This window comes from Aquiflexum sp. (genome assembly GCF_041749095.1).
GTDB lineage: Bacteria > Bacteroidota > Bacteroidia > Cytophagales > Cyclobacteriaceae > Aquiflexum.
Genome location: NZ_JBGTCA010000011.1, coordinates 1 through 16,672, shown reverse-complemented (window position 1 = coordinate 16,672; position 16,672 = coordinate 1). Strand labels below are relative to the sequence as shown.

The following is a 16,672-nucleotide window of genomic DNA, read 5'->3' as shown; positions in this document are numbered from 1 at the left end:
GGTTCTCATCCTGCCACCTTTTGGTAATCGAAAGTGGTAGGCACAAAAAAACCCACCCTAATAGGCAGGTTTTATTTATAATTGTCGGGGTGGCAGGATTCGAACCTACGACCTCCTCGTCCCAAACGAGGCGCGATACCGGGCTACGCTACACCCCGAAATTCATTCATTGTTTTATCAAGCACGATACCGGACCGGATGGCAATCGGGATACACCCCGAAAACTTGAACAAATCACCCGCGATTTTCAATCGAGGCTCAAAAGTAGTGATTAAATTGAATTCTTTTCAAGTGAATTGAGATTTTTGTATTTATTAAATTTTATTCTTTTTTGGTAGGTATATAATTTGAAAGGAAATCCAATGGTTGGGTAGTGACTAGCTTGAGGGTAATTTATAAAATCAATCCATTTTTAAGACCGATATATATGAAGTATTGACCAAACTGCATAAATTAAAAGTAAGGGGATAATAACAGCCGAAGAATTCAATGCGAGAAAAACCAAAATATTGAACAGTTGAGGGAGCCCCTCTGGGTGAAGAATAAATTTGGTGTAGACTGGGTGTAATTTGCAAATACACCCTTTTATAATCTCAATTTCTATTTGTGTTCCCTCATAGACATAATATTTTGACATAAAGTAATTACAGATTGAAGTGCTCAGAAAAGCACGGTTAATCCTTGATTTTTTTAGGTTCCTCTAAGAAGACCCTACGTCTAAGAAATTATTTTTTTATTTAGGAGAATAAAACCGATACTCTAATAAGCATCAACTAACTCGATATTCTAAAATCATTAAAACTTGCATCGGATGCAAGTTTTAATGATTTAATGAATACCTTTACTTTATGGGTAATTACACAGATCGTGCTGAATACATAGCCAAGTTATTGGCATATAAAGATAAAGACCTTATAAAAGTGGTAAGTGGCTTACGCAGAAGCGGCAAAAGCACCTTGTTTGAACTATATCGTCAAACGTTGTTGGAAATGGGGGTGGAAGCCAAGCAAATAGTTTTTTTAAACTTTGAAGATTTCGACCTCCGCAAATTTCTCAACGACTTAGATGCTTTGTATGCACACATTATCAAACCGCTAGACTTATCAAAACCATCCTATGTTTTTTTAGACGAGGTGCAAAATGTAAACGAGTTTGAACGTTTGGTGGATGGCTTGTTTGTAAAACCCAAAATAGATGTCTACATCACAGGCTCTACCGCATACATGTTGTCAGGTGAATTGGCAACGCTTCTAAGTGGTCGCTATATCGAAATTTCTATTTTGCCTTTTTCATTTAAAGAATATTTAATTGCTCGCGAAATTGACACATCCAACAGATACCTCAATTACGAAGCCTTGTTTTTTGAATATGTAAATGAAACCTCATTACCTAAAGGTGTTGAATTACGTGAGGGTGGTTTCGATAAAATATATGAATACTTAGAAGCAATTTATGCCACTATTATAGAAAAAGACATCACCCAACGTCACCAAATAAACGACAAGCGGGCATTTGGTAACATCACAAAATTTGTAGCTTCCAACATTGGCAACCCGTTATCACCCGGAAATATTGCAAAAGTATTAAAGCAGGACGGACAAAATACCCACAATACTACCGTTGAAAAATATTTGGAATATTTGGAAGCAAGTTTTGTGTTTTACAAAGTGAACCGTTTTGATTTGAAAGGAAAAAAACAATTGGCAACACAGGAAAAATACTATTTGGTTGATGTAGGCTTGCTCAACATTTTGGTGGGCAAAGAACGTACCACTGATAGAGGGCATATATTGGAAAATGTAGTTTACCTTGAACTACTTCGAAGAGGAAACAAAATTTGGACAGGTACAACAAGAAACAACGAGGTGGACTTTGTATGCAAAACCCCTAAAGGTGACATCGAATATTATCAGGTTGCTTGGCAAATGGTAAGCGAAAAAATAATTGAACGTGAGTTTGGTGCATTAGAAAAAATCAATGACAATTACCCCAAATTCTTGCTTACAACAGACTCGTTTACACAAGACAGAGGTGGTATGAGACATTTGAATGTTTTTAATTGGCTACTTGACATGAATGAAAAATAATAAAAACCATATATATATACCTCTGAGTGAAGAATATTTGTTTGTAAACTTGGTGTGGGCAGAGAAAAAGTGCATTATGAAGCCATAAAGCCAGAATTTGTTAATAATGAAATGGATAAATTTCTGGATTGGTTCTATTGGAATCAGGGATTCATTTTTTTAAGTTTATTAATTAGATAAATTTTGTAAAAAAAATATATTAAACAAGTAATAAACTAACTTAAGAAATTACATTAACTTTCAGAGTTGAGATTGCCCATATTTCCGCATATATGCCCAAATTATCACCTAAATTAATTTCTGCAATCTTTAGCATTTCTATAGCTTTAATAGCTCTATTATTTATTTGGAATTCACTGACAAATTTTACTTTACAAATTCTTCCAATAGCTATTATTGCTCTTTCCGTTTCAAATTTTTTCATTGCATTGAAACTCAAAAAAGAAAATACAATTGAAGATTTCCAAGTTAAATCCTTAGAAAAAGATACAATCAAGACTGACGAATTCACATCAGCCTTCGAGTATGCTTCTATTGGAATTGGCTTGGTATCTCTAGAGGGAAGATTTTTGAAAGTAAATAAAAGTCTCTGTGAACTACTCGGGTACACAGCGGAAGAATTTATTCATCTCACTTTCCAAGAAATCACACATCCTGATGACTTGGAAGGAGATCTAGAAAATGTTTATAAGTTAATCAACGACGAAATAGAGAACTATCAGATTGAAAAGCGTTATTTCACAAAAAGCGGCAATGTGATCTGGATCAATTTAAGTGGATCAAAAGTAAAAAACCTTGATGGAACCTTTAAATATTTTATAGCTCAAATTGAAAATATTACACCAAGAAAAAATGCTTTTAATCAAATAACAAAACAAAACCTCAGAATTCAGAATATTTTGGAAGGTACCAATGCAGGAACTTGGGAGTGGAATGTACAGACAGGCGAAACAAATTTTAACGCGCGATGGGCAGAAATGATTGGCTATACACTTGAAGAATTGGAACCTATCAATATAAAAACCTGGGAAAAATTTGTCCATCCAGAAGATGCGCTCAAATCAGAACAAAACCTTATCGCCTGTTTTGAAAAAAAGTCTCAGTATTACAATTGTGAATGCAGAATGCAGCATAAAGATGGAAATTGGATTTGGGTTTTGGATAGAGGAAAAGTGATGACCTGGACCGAAGATGGAAAGCCATTGATGATGTTTGGTACACATACTGAAATTACGAATTTAAAAGAGACAAAAATAGAATTAAGAAAAAGCAAGGCTTTTTTAGATACCGTGATGAATTCCATTGATGTGGGAATAGTAGTTTGCGATCAAAATGGCAAATTGACTACTTTCAATCAATCCGCAGAAGAGATGCAAGGAATTCCTTTCAAACCTGTGGAATCAAAAGATTGGTCAGCAAACTACAGTCTTTTGAGAACAGATGGAATTACTCCACTTCCACTTGAAGAAATCCCATTGTACAGAGCTCTCAAAAATGGCCATTTAGAAAATGCTGAATTTATTATTCAGCATCAATCCGGCAAGCAGATCATTTTAAGTTGCAATGGAAATCAAATATGGGATCAAAACAAGAATCTATTAGGAGCTGTAGTTGCAATGACTGATATCACAGAAATAAAAAAAGCAACTAAATTAAACGAGGAAATCGCGATCAAATTTAAAGGAATTTTCGATTCTACTTTTCAGTTTATTGGATTCTTAAGTCCTGATGGAACCCTGTTAGAAGCTAATCAAACAGCAATAGATTTTACTGGACTTGAACCAGATGATCTGATAGGAAAGAAATTTTGGGACTGCTATTGGTGGTCGATGTCAGAAGAAACTCAAGAGGGGCTCAAATCAAACATTGCGAAAGCAGCGAAGGGAGAGTTTGTTCAATACGAGGTTGAAGTATTGGGAAAAAATGGCTCTATCACCATTCTATTTAACCTCAAACCCCTATTTGACTTATCAGGTGAGGTAATCGCTATCATACCGGAAGGAAGACCCATTCAAGAAATCGTTGATACGAGAAATGCCCTGCTTCGTAAAAATGAGGAATTGGAACGCTTTGCAAGCGTTGCTTCCCATGATTTGAAAGAGCCACTGAGAATGATCAGCAGCTTTATGTCACTGCTCAAAAAGAATTATGGTGGTCAAATAGATGAAAAAGCAGAAAAATACATTCATTTTTCAATAGATGCAGCTAACCGAATGACCATTTTAATAAATGACCTTTTAAACTACGCAAAAATTGGTAATGATGAAGTACCTTTTGTAATGATCGATACCAATCAACTTTTGGAAGAGATTGTCCCACTATTCAGTGCCAGTCTAGAAGATCAGAATGGAAAAATTGAAATTGAAAATTTGCCAAATATTATTGGCAAGATTACACCAATCAAAACTCTATTTCAAAATTTAATAGGAAATGCTTTAAAATACCAAAAGCCGAATACATCTCCTTTAATCAGAGTGAAAGGGAAAGAAAAAATGAGTGATTGGGAATTTTGTGTAGAAGATAATGGGATTGGAATTGCAGCCCATCATTTTGAAGAAATATTTCAAATGTTCAGAAGGCTCCACTCTAAAGAAGAATATAGTGGAACAGGAATGGGATTAGCTACTTGTAATAAGATCATAAAGCAACACGGGGGCGAAATCTGGCTTGAATCTGAAGAAGAAAAAGGAAGTAAGTTTTTCTTCACCATCAAAAAATAAAATGTAAACCCCTTTGGGTGAAGAGTAAGTTTGAATGCGGACTTCTTGGGTGTATCCCGATAGCTATAGGGATGTAATTACACCCTACTATCCTTCCGATTTCTAATTGGTTTCCTGCCACATTGCGGTGAAAAACTGTCCTAAACACCGCATTTATGCGGTGAATAATTAATATATTTACCGCGTAAATTTCACGCCATGGCAAAATATATTTACGAGCTTAAAAACTGGACAGATTTTTCTTGGCAGGACAAAGCCATAAATGTGGTATTTGGTGAGGTGCGTCTTATGCAAGGTAAGCTTATAGGGCAAATGAACGCATTAGGCTTTTCTGCCAAGGAAGAAGCTACGCTTACCGCCTTGACCTTGGATGTGGTAAAATCATCAGAAATAGAAGGCGAATTGCTCAATTATGATCAGGTGCGTTCGTCCATAGCCAGGCGTTTAGGTATCAATACAGCGGGGCTTGTGCCAAGTAGCCGTCATATTGAAGGGGTGGTGGAAATGATGCTTGATGCCACTCAGCGGTATACCTTGCCATTAACCGAAAAACGGTTGTTTGGTTGGCACGCAGCACTTTTCCCCACGGGATACAGTGGGCCTTACGAAATAGAAGTGGGAAGGTACCGTACAGGTGAAATGCAAATAGTATCCGGCGCCATGGGAAAAGAAAAAGTGCATTACGAAGCAATAAAGCCAGAATTGGTAAATACGGAAATGGACAAATTTCTGGATTGGTTTAACAATGACAACAACCTTGACCCTGTTTTGAAAGCCGCCGTAGCACACTTTTGGTTTATCATCATTCACCCCTTTGACGACGGTAACGGTAGGATAGGAAGGGCCATCACTGATATGTTGCTTGCCCGTGCTGAAGGCAGTGGAGAACGTTTTTACAGTATGTCAAGCCAAATATTAGCCGAACGAAAACGCTATTATGAGGTATTGCAAAAAGTGCAACATAGGTCAGGCGATATCACAGAATGGCTCGACTGGTTTTTACATTGCCTCAAAAATGCGATGCTCGCCACCGAAAACACCACACAAAATATATTGCGCAAAGCTGAGTTTTGGAAATTTCACGAAAACACAGCCATCAACGAACGCCAAAGATTGATACTCAATAAACTCTTTGACGGTTTTGAAGGAAAACTTCAAACCTCAAAATGGGCAAAAATCACCAAAACCTCAACCGACACTGCCTTAAGGGATATAAAAGACTTGGTAGAAAACGGTATTTTACAAAAAACTGATGAAGGAGGACGAAGCGCCAATTACAAATTGGTTGACTTTAAAATAGGATAATCATTGGTTATTAGGCCTGGTTTAAGAATTTTATTGGCGTCTGCTACTGGAATGAAGTCAGTCTTTCCGAAATCAGCAATTTAATTGTAGATACTCACCCCAGTGCTTAGACAAACATTCTTATTTACCCATGGGCTTTAAGTACCGAGGTTTCCAACTAGGAATTCGAAAAAAATAGATAAAAAATTAACTATAACTTTTAAAAAAACCATGCATGTATGTAACCAAAAAAACCAGCCCATTTGATGCCCACAATTAGTTGTAGTCAGCGCAAAAGTCTGAAGAAATATTTACGAATAATAAGCTGTCAAACATTTGACATAGAGTAAAAAAATCGTTACATTGTTTTGTAAAATTAAGGATTTTGCAAATATTTTTACATGAGTTCATTATGTTTTATCAAAAAACAAAATATCATGAAAGAAATGATTATCATTCTAGCAGTTCTCATTCCTAGTAATTTATTACCCCAAGACATGTTAACTGAAAATTTCGGGCACAACATCCATGAATCGCTTGATTACTCTACTCCTGTTGTGTAAAGGATTAAAAATTATCATTAACTCATCTAAAGATGACTAAGGAAATTTATATCACCATTTTCCTTTTAACCATTTGCGGTTCGGCATTGGCTCAATCAGTGCTTTATCTCCAACATCAGGAAAAACCATCACGCCATCAAAAAATTAAGCAAAAGTCGAAATATAATATAATAACAAATGATACTGTCTTTTACGGGTATCACTTATTGAAGATCGAGAGTGATGAACTGACGATATTTAGAAATGAATCAGGAAGTGAGGAGGTGCTGCATATTTCAGAAATTCAGACACTAGTGAAAAATGTCAATCCAGGTTTCTTCGGTTTTATTGGGTATCTGGGTGTAATTATGTTGAGCGGAACGCCTGTTATTTGGGCTTTTGAAGGTAAAGAAGAGGCTTTGGGAATGCTTGAGGCTGCAGGAGGGCTTATGGCGATATCGGCACCGTTTATTATAGCAAAGGAAATTGGGCGAAAGAAGAACATGAAGAGCAAATGGAAAATATGTACACAATAGTCCTACATTTGACCATTTTCATTATGATCAAAAATGAACTCTAAAAAAAAGCAGTAATAATCCCTGATTTTTAAATCCCCTTAAAGGATGTACCCACTGCCAAAGCAATAAAACCAATAAGCAAAAGCGTGAAACTATATTCTGATAAATATTGAACTTGGGTGAAATGTCCAATGATGCCCAGTATTCCACAGATCAATCCAATAATCCAGGTAATTTTCATAGGTGCTGAAGGTTTCATATAATATTTTATTGTAGGGTGAGAAATAATTTTTTACTTAAGATCAAACATAACTTAGATTTGAGGATATACAACACAATCCCGATAAGTATTTTATAATTCAGCCTTTACCCCATGTTGGAAATAGCTATATTGATCAAATATAAGAAGAGATTTCACATCTGTATTTAAAATCTTAGGAAGAAATTGACTTGACTCCTGATGGGTATATAGTCGGCCTAAGCTTTACAAATGTAATAAGGAAAGGTGACTGTTCCATAGAGATTGTATTTGTAAAATGTAGATTGGTCCACGGATTTAAACAACATCTTGGAAAACATATACAGTCCATTTTTCCACACTTTGAAATCATGACCTCCTGGTTCTATGTAATAGATATGGGGGACATTATTTTTTACAAGGTATTGATGGGAGTATAAATCAATGCCTTTCTTGTCACGCCTACAGTTTTGGAAGGGTAGCTTATGGTATCAATTTTTCCTTTGGAAATGTCAGGTCTGACAATGTCAAATCCTTCTGGTGGCTGTTTTTCGAAGTCCTGTAAGAAGACATCTCCAAAACCTAATGATAAGGAAATGAGAGGAATTACCTTCTTCATGACTTTAGGTTTAATTAGGTTTATAATGTATTGGGTGATGATTCTTATTGATGTAGTTTAATTTCCCAGTAAATTCAGCATTTTCTCACCATAACGTTTACCAAGTTTTCGATATCCTTTAGCGGAGAAATGCAGGCCATCAGAAACTGCCTCACAGTCTTTAGATGAAATTACATGGGCATTTTGAATAGTATTGGGAAGTTTGTTGATAATAGGATTCATGCTAGCACATTTCCCGCCCTGAGCTTCTTCAACAAGTTCACCTGCCAAGAGCGGAACAGTATTTTGATCAAGTCCAAGATCATCCAACAAATTGGCATATACATCTTTTACCTTATTAGGCCATTCCGTATCACCCGTATTGGACTCACCCTGATGCAACAAAATACCTTTGATGACTCCATCTTTTTGTGCCAACTTCGCCATTTCCACCAATCGGCCATAAGGATTCCCATCGTATTCATCGAGTATGTTTTTCATCCAACCCGGGGCAGAAGCGGTATATGTTTCATAATTGTCCTTATCAAAGAGTTCTATTTTACATCCTCCAACAGAGACATTGATGACGCCGACATTAATGTTTTCAGGTAAGCCTGCTACCAAAGTCCGTCCAAAATAATCCGTCGGAGTGATGCCTGTATGGCATCGGGTCAAAGGCGGCACAGCATCATACCAATTTCCTTTTTTCCTGTCAAGATTATTACAATCCACCACTTGCATGACCTTAAACCTTGAATCAACAGTAGTGTCCATTGGTTCAAATTTGGAATGTCCTTCCATATTGGATTGACCGAAGCTTAGAAATATATAAAAATCAGGATCCTGTGCCTGGCTTTTTGTGCCGGCAATAATTATAAATGTAAGTGCAATAAATAATGGTTTTATTTTGAATTTCATGTTTTTGATTTTATTCTGCCTCTACTATTTCTTTCAATTTTTGCAAAGCTTTTGGATAGGTTGAATCAAAGTGTTCCGAAAATTCTCCGGTTACATCGACTTCCACGGTTACTATGGTTTTATTTCCATTTTTCTCAAAACTATAGTTCTCCATTCCACCAGCCCACTGATCGACTTGGGTGCCTTCTAATATTTCCTTTTCTCCCTCCAAAATGCCGTAATGCTGAACAGAAACTAATTGGTTTGGAATGTTTTTAATAATTCTTGAAATCATTCCTTCACGGTTTCCATTTTCGTTTGTTCCGATAAACAAAATTCCGGATCCCTTTTCCCAACTTCCCTCAAAGGTTGAGGCCGGATTGAATACGGAGGTCCATTGTTCATAGGTTTTTTTACTACTCAGGCCAAGCATATAGTCAAAAACCTTTTCAATAGAAGCCTTGATTTCGATTTTATATTGTTTTTGTTCCATTTTTTTGATGAATTTGATATTTGTTTCAAAATATCACTGCAAGATATCCGTATTTAATACATTCTGCCCCAGCTGACTTCAATTTACACCAATTAATACTTTTTAATTACTAATAGTGTCAATTGAACACTAAAAGTATTTTAAGCGGTCAATTGACCTTGTAATGTCCTTTGCAAAATGGACGACTCCATACTTCCATTTTACCAATGGTAAAATGCTCGCTTCTTGGGATTTGTAATTGCGAGGACAGATAATCGGAAATTGAAATATAATAAGTATAAGCCCGTAAAAGATCAATTTTACGGGCTTATATTTGAAATAGGATTGGAAAGAATGAATCTTTTTTTAAACTTAATCAATCCACATTAATTCATTGATTTTGTAAAAAAACTTTTTCAAGAACACTGTCCCGACCATCTTTCATTTCTTCGGGTTCATTTTTCACATAGATATCAGGTGGCAAACCAATTCCCTCGTAACTTTGGCCATCAAACATTTTGACTTTCTGTATTGAGTAGGAGTAAAACCATCCATTGGCCAATTCTCTTGAGATTTTTGTTCCGAAAGTGCCATTTGTAGTATCTCCTACTATAAGTACTTTTGGAACCGTCTTTGCTGCCATTACCATCCTTTCAGCAGCGCTCACGGTATAGCGGTCTGTTAAAATATAAACATGTTTGTCCAGGAATTTTCCTGAAGGATTTAAATGCCAATCAAACCAGGCAGTATAATCATTTGCACCTTTGCCGTTTTTGGTTTTGCTGCTTAGAAACAATTTCTTTTCCTCCGTAAATCTGCCCAAAAAGGAAAAACATAATGAAACGTCGCCACCATTATTGTGCCTTAAATCGATGATATAGGAATCGACTTGTGCAAATTCCCTTAACAGGTCATCTAATTTTACAGATTCTTTACGAAAGACATCAAAATGTAAATAGGCCATGTTATGGTTTTTTATTTTCCCATAAACAAATTTGTGCCCATTCTGCTTATAACCAGGTTCCAGGTAATTGTTGACTATCAAATCCAGATCAAACAAATTATCTTCAATTCTATCTCTGAAATAGGGGTTAGCATCAAAGGCGCCAATTCCCGGAGCCATCAACGCAACATGTCCATCTTCAATGGGTTTTATCATTTCCGAAAGAATTCCAAACAATGCCTCATCCGTGGTATTGAAATTAACCAAGGGTCTATATTGTGCATAGATTTCATTCCATTCAATTCCTCTTTCTTCAAATAGTGCATAATCATCCTGAAAATTTTGCCAAAAGTTTTCAAATATGGATCCTTTATCATTTGATGGTACTTCCTCAAATATTTGGTTACATGATTGAAATGTTAAGGAGAAAGAAATCAATAATGAGGAAATTATATATTTTGAATTTTTCATTTTTTTAGAATTTTAAAGTGGTTGTCAAGTTGAGGTTTTGTTGATAGGAATTCAAAGCCCTAGGAAACGTGGTCCGTATGATGTCAAGTTTATAATCCATTCCCAAACTGATTTTCCGGGAGATTGAAAATCTGTACTCCAGCTGAAAGTTGGCCCTTTGAAGTTGGTTCCAGGAAACCAATTTTCCATCTTTCACAAATTCCAAAAGGATTAATGAAGATTTGTGGGAGGAGATATTTTCAATAAATCCGTCATCTTCTGCCAGATAAGGTGGCCGGGCCATCCAAGAAATCATGGGGAGTTCCAATTGATGACTCAACGTATGCTTTTCATGTAGAAAATGGGTTTTTCTGTGCCATATTGCCAAGGACTGATTGATGAAGTACCCAAACATATTTGACAGTGCAAAACTGTAAAAGGAGGCCTGCATATCCATTCTCACAGCAGTGCCAAGGTAGGAGATGTTCTTTTCAGTTTTTTTATATGGTTTTCCAATACCATAAACCGAGTGGATAAACAGGAACTCATGTGGATGAAAACCATGATGGTGCCCGTCCATTGGGATCTCCTCAAAATCAACCAATTGGGATGAGTTATGGGAAAATCCCAAGTTGAAATATTGGAAGGTTTTTCCGTTTCTTTGAAAGTTGAATCCATAATTTGTGGTTGATAAATCACGGTGAACAAAGGGAGAATAAACCAGGTCCTGTCTTGATAAAATGGACAAACCTGCGGAGATGGTAATGGAGTTTTTTGGAGGATCACCTGGATCCATAGCGATGGAGTTATTGGGGTTCAACAGCAAATAGAAACCCAACACGAGGCTTAAATACTTTTTCATAACATTCTATATTTTTGATTTTGAAATTTGGTCTACCCAATTACTTATAAGCCATAATAAAGAGCGATTTGTAGTTTTATCGGCCTTGTCCCAATCGAAACACATCTCAGAATTGAAAAAATAATGATTGGTGTCTGGAAGAAAATATGCAGTATGCTTCATTGGATCTCTTTCTATGTACTGATCCATCAACAGCATATTTTTGTAATAATCAACCATATTATCATTTTCTGCATATATGGAAAGCATAGGGCATGCTATATTGGAAATATACACTGATGGGTCATGGGATATCACATGGCTCAAAAAAGTTGGTTTTATCATATTGGATGAAAATTTCATCAATGACAACCCAGAGAATAAAGCAGCTTTTTTATAGGTCTTTCCCAAAGCACTTTTTTCATTACAGTCATACCTTTTTTCCATATCAGACATCACCTGATCAAAAACAGGTTGCGCAGGTCCGGCCAGGTTTATGACCGAAAAAACATCTTCCGGAAATAAGGAGGCTACCATTTGGGCAATATAACCACCTTGGCTGTGTCCCAATATGCTGATTCTTGAGGGGTCAATTTCCGGCCGTTGCAGAAGGTAATCCATTACCTTTTTCACATCAAGGGCATATTCTTGAAACCCTGCTTTTTGCCAGTTCCCACTGGAGCGGTTAATGCCTCTCTTTTCCAATAAAAACACCCCGATGCCATGATCAAGGAGCATGGAGGAAATATCCTTAAACAAGGTATAGTCCGCTCCTTCTTTAAAATGGCTTCTATAAGAAAAGTCACCACTTCCACTGATAATAATAAATACCGGTGAGGGTGAATTTCTCTTTTCCTGTTCGGGTAGGAGCAAGGATCCTGAAATGATTTCTATTGTTGATGGAATCAGGATTTCTTCACCAACTTGTACACTTTCATAAATGCTTTTTTTGGTTAAATTACTGACACTTAAATTAAGTGCCAGCAGTAATAATAGTTTAATTTTCATAGTGTTATAGATTTGGTTTACAGGGTTTTGTAACGCAAATCTAGATCGGTGAATCACAAAAAAGAAGGACAGTTAGCGGACATAACAGGACATCATTATTTTGATATGTTTTTTTGGCTTGATCTGTCCGCTACTTGTCCTTTTTAGCTGCATTTTGATACCTTAAATTTGGGGAATAGGCGTTATAAGTAATTGTTCACCAAATAAATTTTAGAAAAATGAAAAATGAGATCCATGTTGTATTTGCTGTTTTACCAAATGTCCATTTGATAGATCTATCAGGACCTGTTCAAGTATTTTATGAAGCCAATCAATTTGGTGCACATTTTAATATCCAGTATTGTGGCTTGGATTCTGATGTAGATGTGGTGTCCCAACAAGGTTTGGTTTTTAAAGCCTTGCAATCATTTGACAATTTTGACCTGAATGAAGGTGATTATTTATTTATAGCCGGAATAGATTTTCACTCTATTCAGGATGGTCAGTTGAAAGTCGGATACAATAAATTTTTTGAGTGGATACAGGATAATTACAAAAAGGGGGTAAACATATGCTCAGTTTGTTCAGGTACATTTGTATTGGCTGCATCTCAAATGCTCAATAATAGAACCTGTACAACCCACTGGAAATGCACAGATTATTTGAAAAAGAATTATCCAAATATTAAGGTTATCAATGACCAGTTATATGTTAAAGATGGCAATATGTATACCAGTGCAGGGATGACATCAGGGATTGATATGGCATTATTTATTGTGGAAGAGCATTACGGTCCTGTAATGACTTCCAAAGTCGCCCGTGAAATGGTGGTGTTTTTAAGGAGAACAGGAGGGCAATCCCAGGGAAGTATTTACCTGGATTTCAGGACCCATATTCACCCTTCCATCCACACCGTTCAGGATTATATCCTTCAACATCCTCTCGAGAAGAATTCCATTGAGAATCTTGCTGAAATGGTCAATATGTCCGACAGGAATCTTACCCGTTTGTTTCGCAAACATACAGGAATCAGCATCAATGATTATAAAACCAGAAGCCGGCTGGCCCATGCTGAAACCTTATTGAGACACCCTGGATACACCATTGATTTTATTGCTTCACAATGTGGATTCAAAGACCCAAGACAATTAAGAAGGATGTGGAAACAACATTACGGGAAATCACCATCCGAATTTAAATTGAGCAATTAACCCTTTTTTCTCGCTTCTCGGGATTAGCAATCACGAGATCAGATAAGTCGGAATTTGTAATCCCGTTTAGGGAGGTTTTAAGTTAAAAATGGGATTACAAATCCTTTTTATCTGGATTAGGTATTACAAATGCCGAATAGCAGTTTGGCTAGTTAGGATTTTTATGAGATAGGTTTTAGTTTCGTGGCTTGGAATAATCTTCAAGCGTTGGCGAAGATTTTCATTTTAAAACAGTATTTACCTGAAAAGTCTAATTTTAATCACACAGAAATGAGAAAAATAATATTCGGAACCCTATTACTATGTTTAATATTTTCAAAAGTTTCAATAGGGCAGGACCATGAACATACAAAGCAAAATCCTAAATGGGATTTACAATTGGAAGGTATGCTGGGGTTTTCTGTAGGAGAAAAATTTTATGCTGTAAATGTTGGTGGTCCAAGTTTGTTACTCTCTTTAAACCAAAATCTAAAAATTGGTGTTGGTGCCTTTCCCTCGTTCTATGTGCTGAATGGGAAGACCGGTGCAAGGTTAGGTGTAGGTCCAAGAATTGATCATAAAAGATTTGCTTTTTTTACCCCTTTTTTTCATAAAGACACAACAGACGAATGGATTTGGTCGGTAGGAATGGGATATAAATTTCACCGGAGAAATTAAATTCTGAAGTGGTACCATAGGATTAATTTTTTGTTCTAAATTAACTTTCTCCCCGATATTTAACCCAAGGCATTTTAGTTTACCATATGAATGCAGGATCGAAACATCTGAATAACCCGTTTGCAATTCGGGTAAGCAAGCTTTAAGGAAGTGATTGGGATTACAAATCCCTTTTATCTGGATTCGGGATTACAAATCCCGAATAGCAGGTTGTGATTACAAATCCCTTTTATCTGGATTCGGTACCGAAACTTCCGAATAGTAGGAATAGCATGATATCTACAACCTAAACTTCAAAATCTCAGCCTTGACTGCATAGTAATCCTTTTCTGTCAACAAAAAATTGTTGTAGGCCATATAGTAATAATTGGACTCCATAAAATATACGATGGTTGAGATATGGCCTACTTCCAAGGCTTTGTCAAGGTACTCCAAACTGTTTATAACCGAAAGGACGGATTTATATTCATGGTAGGTTTTTGACAATTTCTCATATTTTTCAACCAACTGTTTGACATCATAAAACTTCTCGTTTTGATAATCCCGAACGCGTAAATCTGAAAACATTACAGCAGCTTCACTTTGACGAACTTTGTATTTGTTTTCCCAAAGCGGTATTGATGTGCCTATATGAAACCCATTGAAAGTCTGCCCCAAGATCCCCTGATGTCTATAACCTGCTTCCATTTTGGGCAGGGCAAGGGCTTTACTCAATTCCAGTTGTCTTTTTGCAGTTGCGGTTTCCAGTTCGATGAATTTCAGTGCAGGGTCTTCTATCTGTATCTCATCATATAAATCCTCAAAAAACGGAATTGGATCCATTTCGGGATAGATGGTTTCAGTAAAAGACAATACTATCCCACCATTCAAGCCTGTCAGCTTTTGGTTAAGTTGGTTAATTTCGGAAAGATTCAATTGGAATTCCTTATTGATTTCGATCAACTGCAACCTTGCTTTGTTTACATCAAGGATATTTCCATCACCCGTTTCCAGCTTTGTTTCAAAGTCGCTTAGAAGGTTTTCTATGGCAGTTTTTCTTAGCTGGAATTGTTGGTGAAGTTTATTTCTATAGACCAATTCAATACAGGTGGATTGTGTCTCAAATAATATCTCTTGTCTTGCTGCATCATAGTTGTAAGAGAATTGGGCAATTTGTTCATTTGCAAGCTGCTTTCTTTTGCCATATACCGTTGGGAAATCAAAAGACTGATTGACCAATACATCTGTTTGATTTCCCGCAGTAAAAGGAAATCCGTACAAATAATCATACTCGATATTTGGGTTGTATAAGGGCATTTCCGATTTGAACTGGAGATTTTGTGCTTGTTGTTTTTGGTAATTAGCCTGTAAGGTTTTATTGTTTTTTTCCACCTCCGCCATTACGACATCAAAGCTTGATTGACCTTTCGAATGCACAAAGGCCAAAAGCAAAAGTATATAAAGGAGTATTGGCTTTTTCATTTGGTTTCAGTTTTTGAGTTGACTAGAAAATAGACCATTGGGACAATGATCAGGTTAAGCAGCGTAGAAGTGGTCAAACCACCCAAAATCACTTTTGCCATTGGGCTTTGGATTTCATTCCCAGGAAGGTCTCCGGCAAGAGCAAGGGGAATCAGTGCAAGACCGGCTGTTATAGCCGTCATCAGGATTGGACTCAATCTGTCTTTTGAGCCTTGAATCACTGTCTCATAGAGTCCAAGGCCTTGTTCCTTAAGACTTTCATAGTGGGATACCAGAAGAATTCCATTTCTGGTAGCAATACCAAATAGGGTTATAAATCCTATAATGGCAGGAATACTCAGTATGCCACTTGTAAAGTATATACTTAAGATTCCACCGATCAGGGCCAAAGGTAGATTGATCAATATGATGGAAGCAAGATTGACTTTTTTAAACTCCTGAAAGAGGATCATGAAAATAATCAGAATGGCAAAGAACGATGTGACCAATAGGGTCGTGGAAGCTTCCTCTTCTGCTTCAAATTGCCCACCAAGTTCCACATGATAGCCCTCAGGAAGTTGGATGCTTTCGGAAATTTTGGATCTGATTTCATCAACTACACTCTTTTGATCCCGTCCTGATACATTTGCCGAGACAACGGTTTTTCGCTGTACATTTTCCCGGTTGATGGTGTTTGGACCGCTTCCACTTACAATATCTGCCACATAGTGAATAGGAATTTTTTCTCCGTTTTCAGCATCAATCAGGGTGTTCATGATATGATCCA

General features: G+C 36.6%; 17 protein-coding genes and 1 tRNA gene. 7 read left to right on the top strand and 11 right to left on the bottom strand.

Annotated elements, in window-relative coordinates; all coding sequences use genetic code 11:
- Positions 1-84: 84 nt before the first annotated feature.
- Positions 85-158 (bottom strand) — tRNA-Pro (locus tag ACEW8O_RS00580).
- 294 nt (positions 159-452) lie between these two features.
- Here ACEW8O_RS00580 and ACEW8O_RS00575 point away from each other — a divergent pair.
- Both ACEW8O_RS00575 and ACEW8O_RS00570 read left to right on the top strand, forming a co-directional pair.
- The gene (locus tag ACEW8O_RS00575) at positions 453-521 is read left to right on the top strand and encodes an SHOCT domain-containing protein (protein WP_373492717.1); all 69 of its coding nucleotides are present in this window, start codon (positions 453-455) and stop codon (positions 519-521) included.
- Positions 522-848: 327 nt separating this feature from the next.
- Positions 849-2,087, top strand: coding sequence for an ATP-binding protein (locus tag ACEW8O_RS00570; protein WP_373492672.1), 1,239 nt, complete (start codon positions 849-851; stop codon positions 2,085-2,087).
- A 220-nt stretch (positions 2,088-2,307) separates the two neighbouring features.
- On the opposite strand, the gene ACEW8O_RS00565 is transcribed toward ACEW8O_RS00570, so the two are convergent.
- A complete protein-coding gene (locus ACEW8O_RS00565) occupies positions 2,308-2,511 on the bottom strand; it encodes a hypothetical protein (protein WP_373492671.1) in 204 nt (67 codons plus the stop codon).
- A 4-nt stretch (positions 2,512-2,515) separates the two neighbouring features.
- On the opposite strand from ACEW8O_RS00565, the gene ACEW8O_RS00560 reads away from it, so the two are divergent.
- The 3 genes from ACEW8O_RS00560 to ACEW8O_RS00550 all read left to right on the top strand — a co-directional run bounded on the left by ACEW8O_RS00560 (position 2,516) and on the right by ACEW8O_RS00550 (position 7,169).
- On the top strand, positions 2,516-4,807 hold the full coding sequence (locus ACEW8O_RS00560) for a PAS domain S-box protein (protein ID WP_373492670.1): 2,292 nt from the start codon (positions 2,516-2,518) through the stop codon (positions 4,805-4,807).
- 198 nt (positions 4,808-5,005) lie between these two features.
- On the top strand, positions 5,006-6,112 hold the full coding sequence (locus ACEW8O_RS00555; protein ID WP_373492669.1) for a Fic family protein: 1,107 nt from the start codon (positions 5,006-5,008) through the stop codon (positions 6,110-6,112).
- Between the two features lie 574 nt (positions 6,113-6,686).
- Positions 6,687-7,169: a hypothetical protein gene (locus ACEW8O_RS00550; protein WP_373492668.1), complete on the top strand. Its 483-nt coding sequence runs from the start codon at positions 6,687-6,689 to the stop codon at positions 7,167-7,169.
- Between the two features lie 70 nt (positions 7,170-7,239).
- Here ACEW8O_RS00550 and ACEW8O_RS00545 read toward each other — a convergent pair whose 3' ends face one another.
- The 7 genes from ACEW8O_RS00545 to ACEW8O_RS00515 form a co-directional block, all read right to left on the bottom strand.
- Positions 7,240-7,410, bottom strand: a complete 171-nt coding sequence (locus ACEW8O_RS00545; protein ID WP_373492667.1) for a hypothetical protein — start codon at positions 7,408-7,410, stop codon at positions 7,240-7,242.
- Between the two features lie 394 nt (positions 7,411-7,804).
- The gene (locus ACEW8O_RS00540; RefSeq protein WP_373492666.1) at positions 7,805-8,008 is read right to left on the bottom strand and encodes a hypothetical protein; all 204 of its coding nucleotides are present in this window, start codon (positions 8,006-8,008) and stop codon (positions 7,805-7,807) included.
- 57 nt (positions 8,009-8,065) lie between these two features.
- Positions 8,066-8,905 (bottom strand): sialate O-acetylesterase, encoded by an 840-nt coding sequence (locus tag ACEW8O_RS00535; RefSeq protein WP_373492665.1) that lies wholly within the window; start codon positions 8,903-8,905, stop codon positions 8,066-8,068.
- 10 nt (positions 8,906-8,915) lie between these two features.
- Positions 8,916-9,377, bottom strand: a complete 462-nt coding sequence (locus ACEW8O_RS00530) for an SRPBCC domain-containing protein (RefSeq protein WP_373492664.1) — start codon at positions 9,375-9,377, stop codon at positions 8,916-8,918.
- 370 nt (positions 9,378-9,747) lie between these two features.
- On the bottom strand, positions 9,748-10,770 hold the full coding sequence (locus tag ACEW8O_RS00525) for a S41 family peptidase (protein WP_373492663.1): 1,023 nt from the start codon (positions 10,768-10,770) through the stop codon (positions 9,748-9,750).
- A gap of 4 nt (positions 10,771-10,774) precedes the next feature.
- A complete protein-coding gene (locus ACEW8O_RS00520) occupies positions 10,775-11,611 on the bottom strand; it encodes a hypothetical protein (protein WP_373492662.1) in 837 nt (278 codons plus the stop codon).
- A 6-nt stretch (positions 11,612-11,617) separates the two neighbouring features.
- Entirely contained in the window at positions 11,618-12,598 is a 981-nt protein-coding gene (locus ACEW8O_RS00515; protein WP_373492661.1) for an alpha/beta hydrolase family protein, read from the bottom strand.
- A 218-nt stretch (positions 12,599-12,816) separates the two neighbouring features.
- Between ACEW8O_RS00515 and ACEW8O_RS00510 the strand changes: the two genes are divergently transcribed.
- Together ACEW8O_RS00510 and ACEW8O_RS00505 are read left to right on the top strand one after the other, a co-directional pair.
- Entirely contained in the window at positions 12,817-13,788 is a 972-nt protein-coding gene (locus ACEW8O_RS00510) for a GlxA family transcriptional regulator (protein WP_373492660.1), read from the top strand.
- Between the two features lie 207 nt (positions 13,789-13,995).
- Positions 13,996-14,445, top strand: coding sequence for a hypothetical protein (locus ACEW8O_RS00505; protein ID WP_373492659.1), 450 nt, complete (start codon positions 13,996-13,998; stop codon positions 14,443-14,445).
- Positions 14,446-14,724: 279 nt separating this feature from the next.
- On the opposite strand, the gene ACEW8O_RS00500 is transcribed toward ACEW8O_RS00505, so the two are convergent.
- Positions 14,725-15,906, bottom strand: a complete 1,182-nt coding sequence (locus ACEW8O_RS00500) for a TolC family protein (protein WP_373492658.1) — start codon at positions 15,904-15,906, stop codon at positions 14,725-14,727.
- Positions 15,903-16,672, bottom strand: a 770-nt coding sequence (locus ACEW8O_RS00495; RefSeq protein ID WP_373492657.1) for an efflux RND transporter permease subunit, incomplete at its 5' end; no start/stop codon positions are given. The genes ACEW8O_RS00500 and ACEW8O_RS00495, both read right to left, overlap by 4 nt.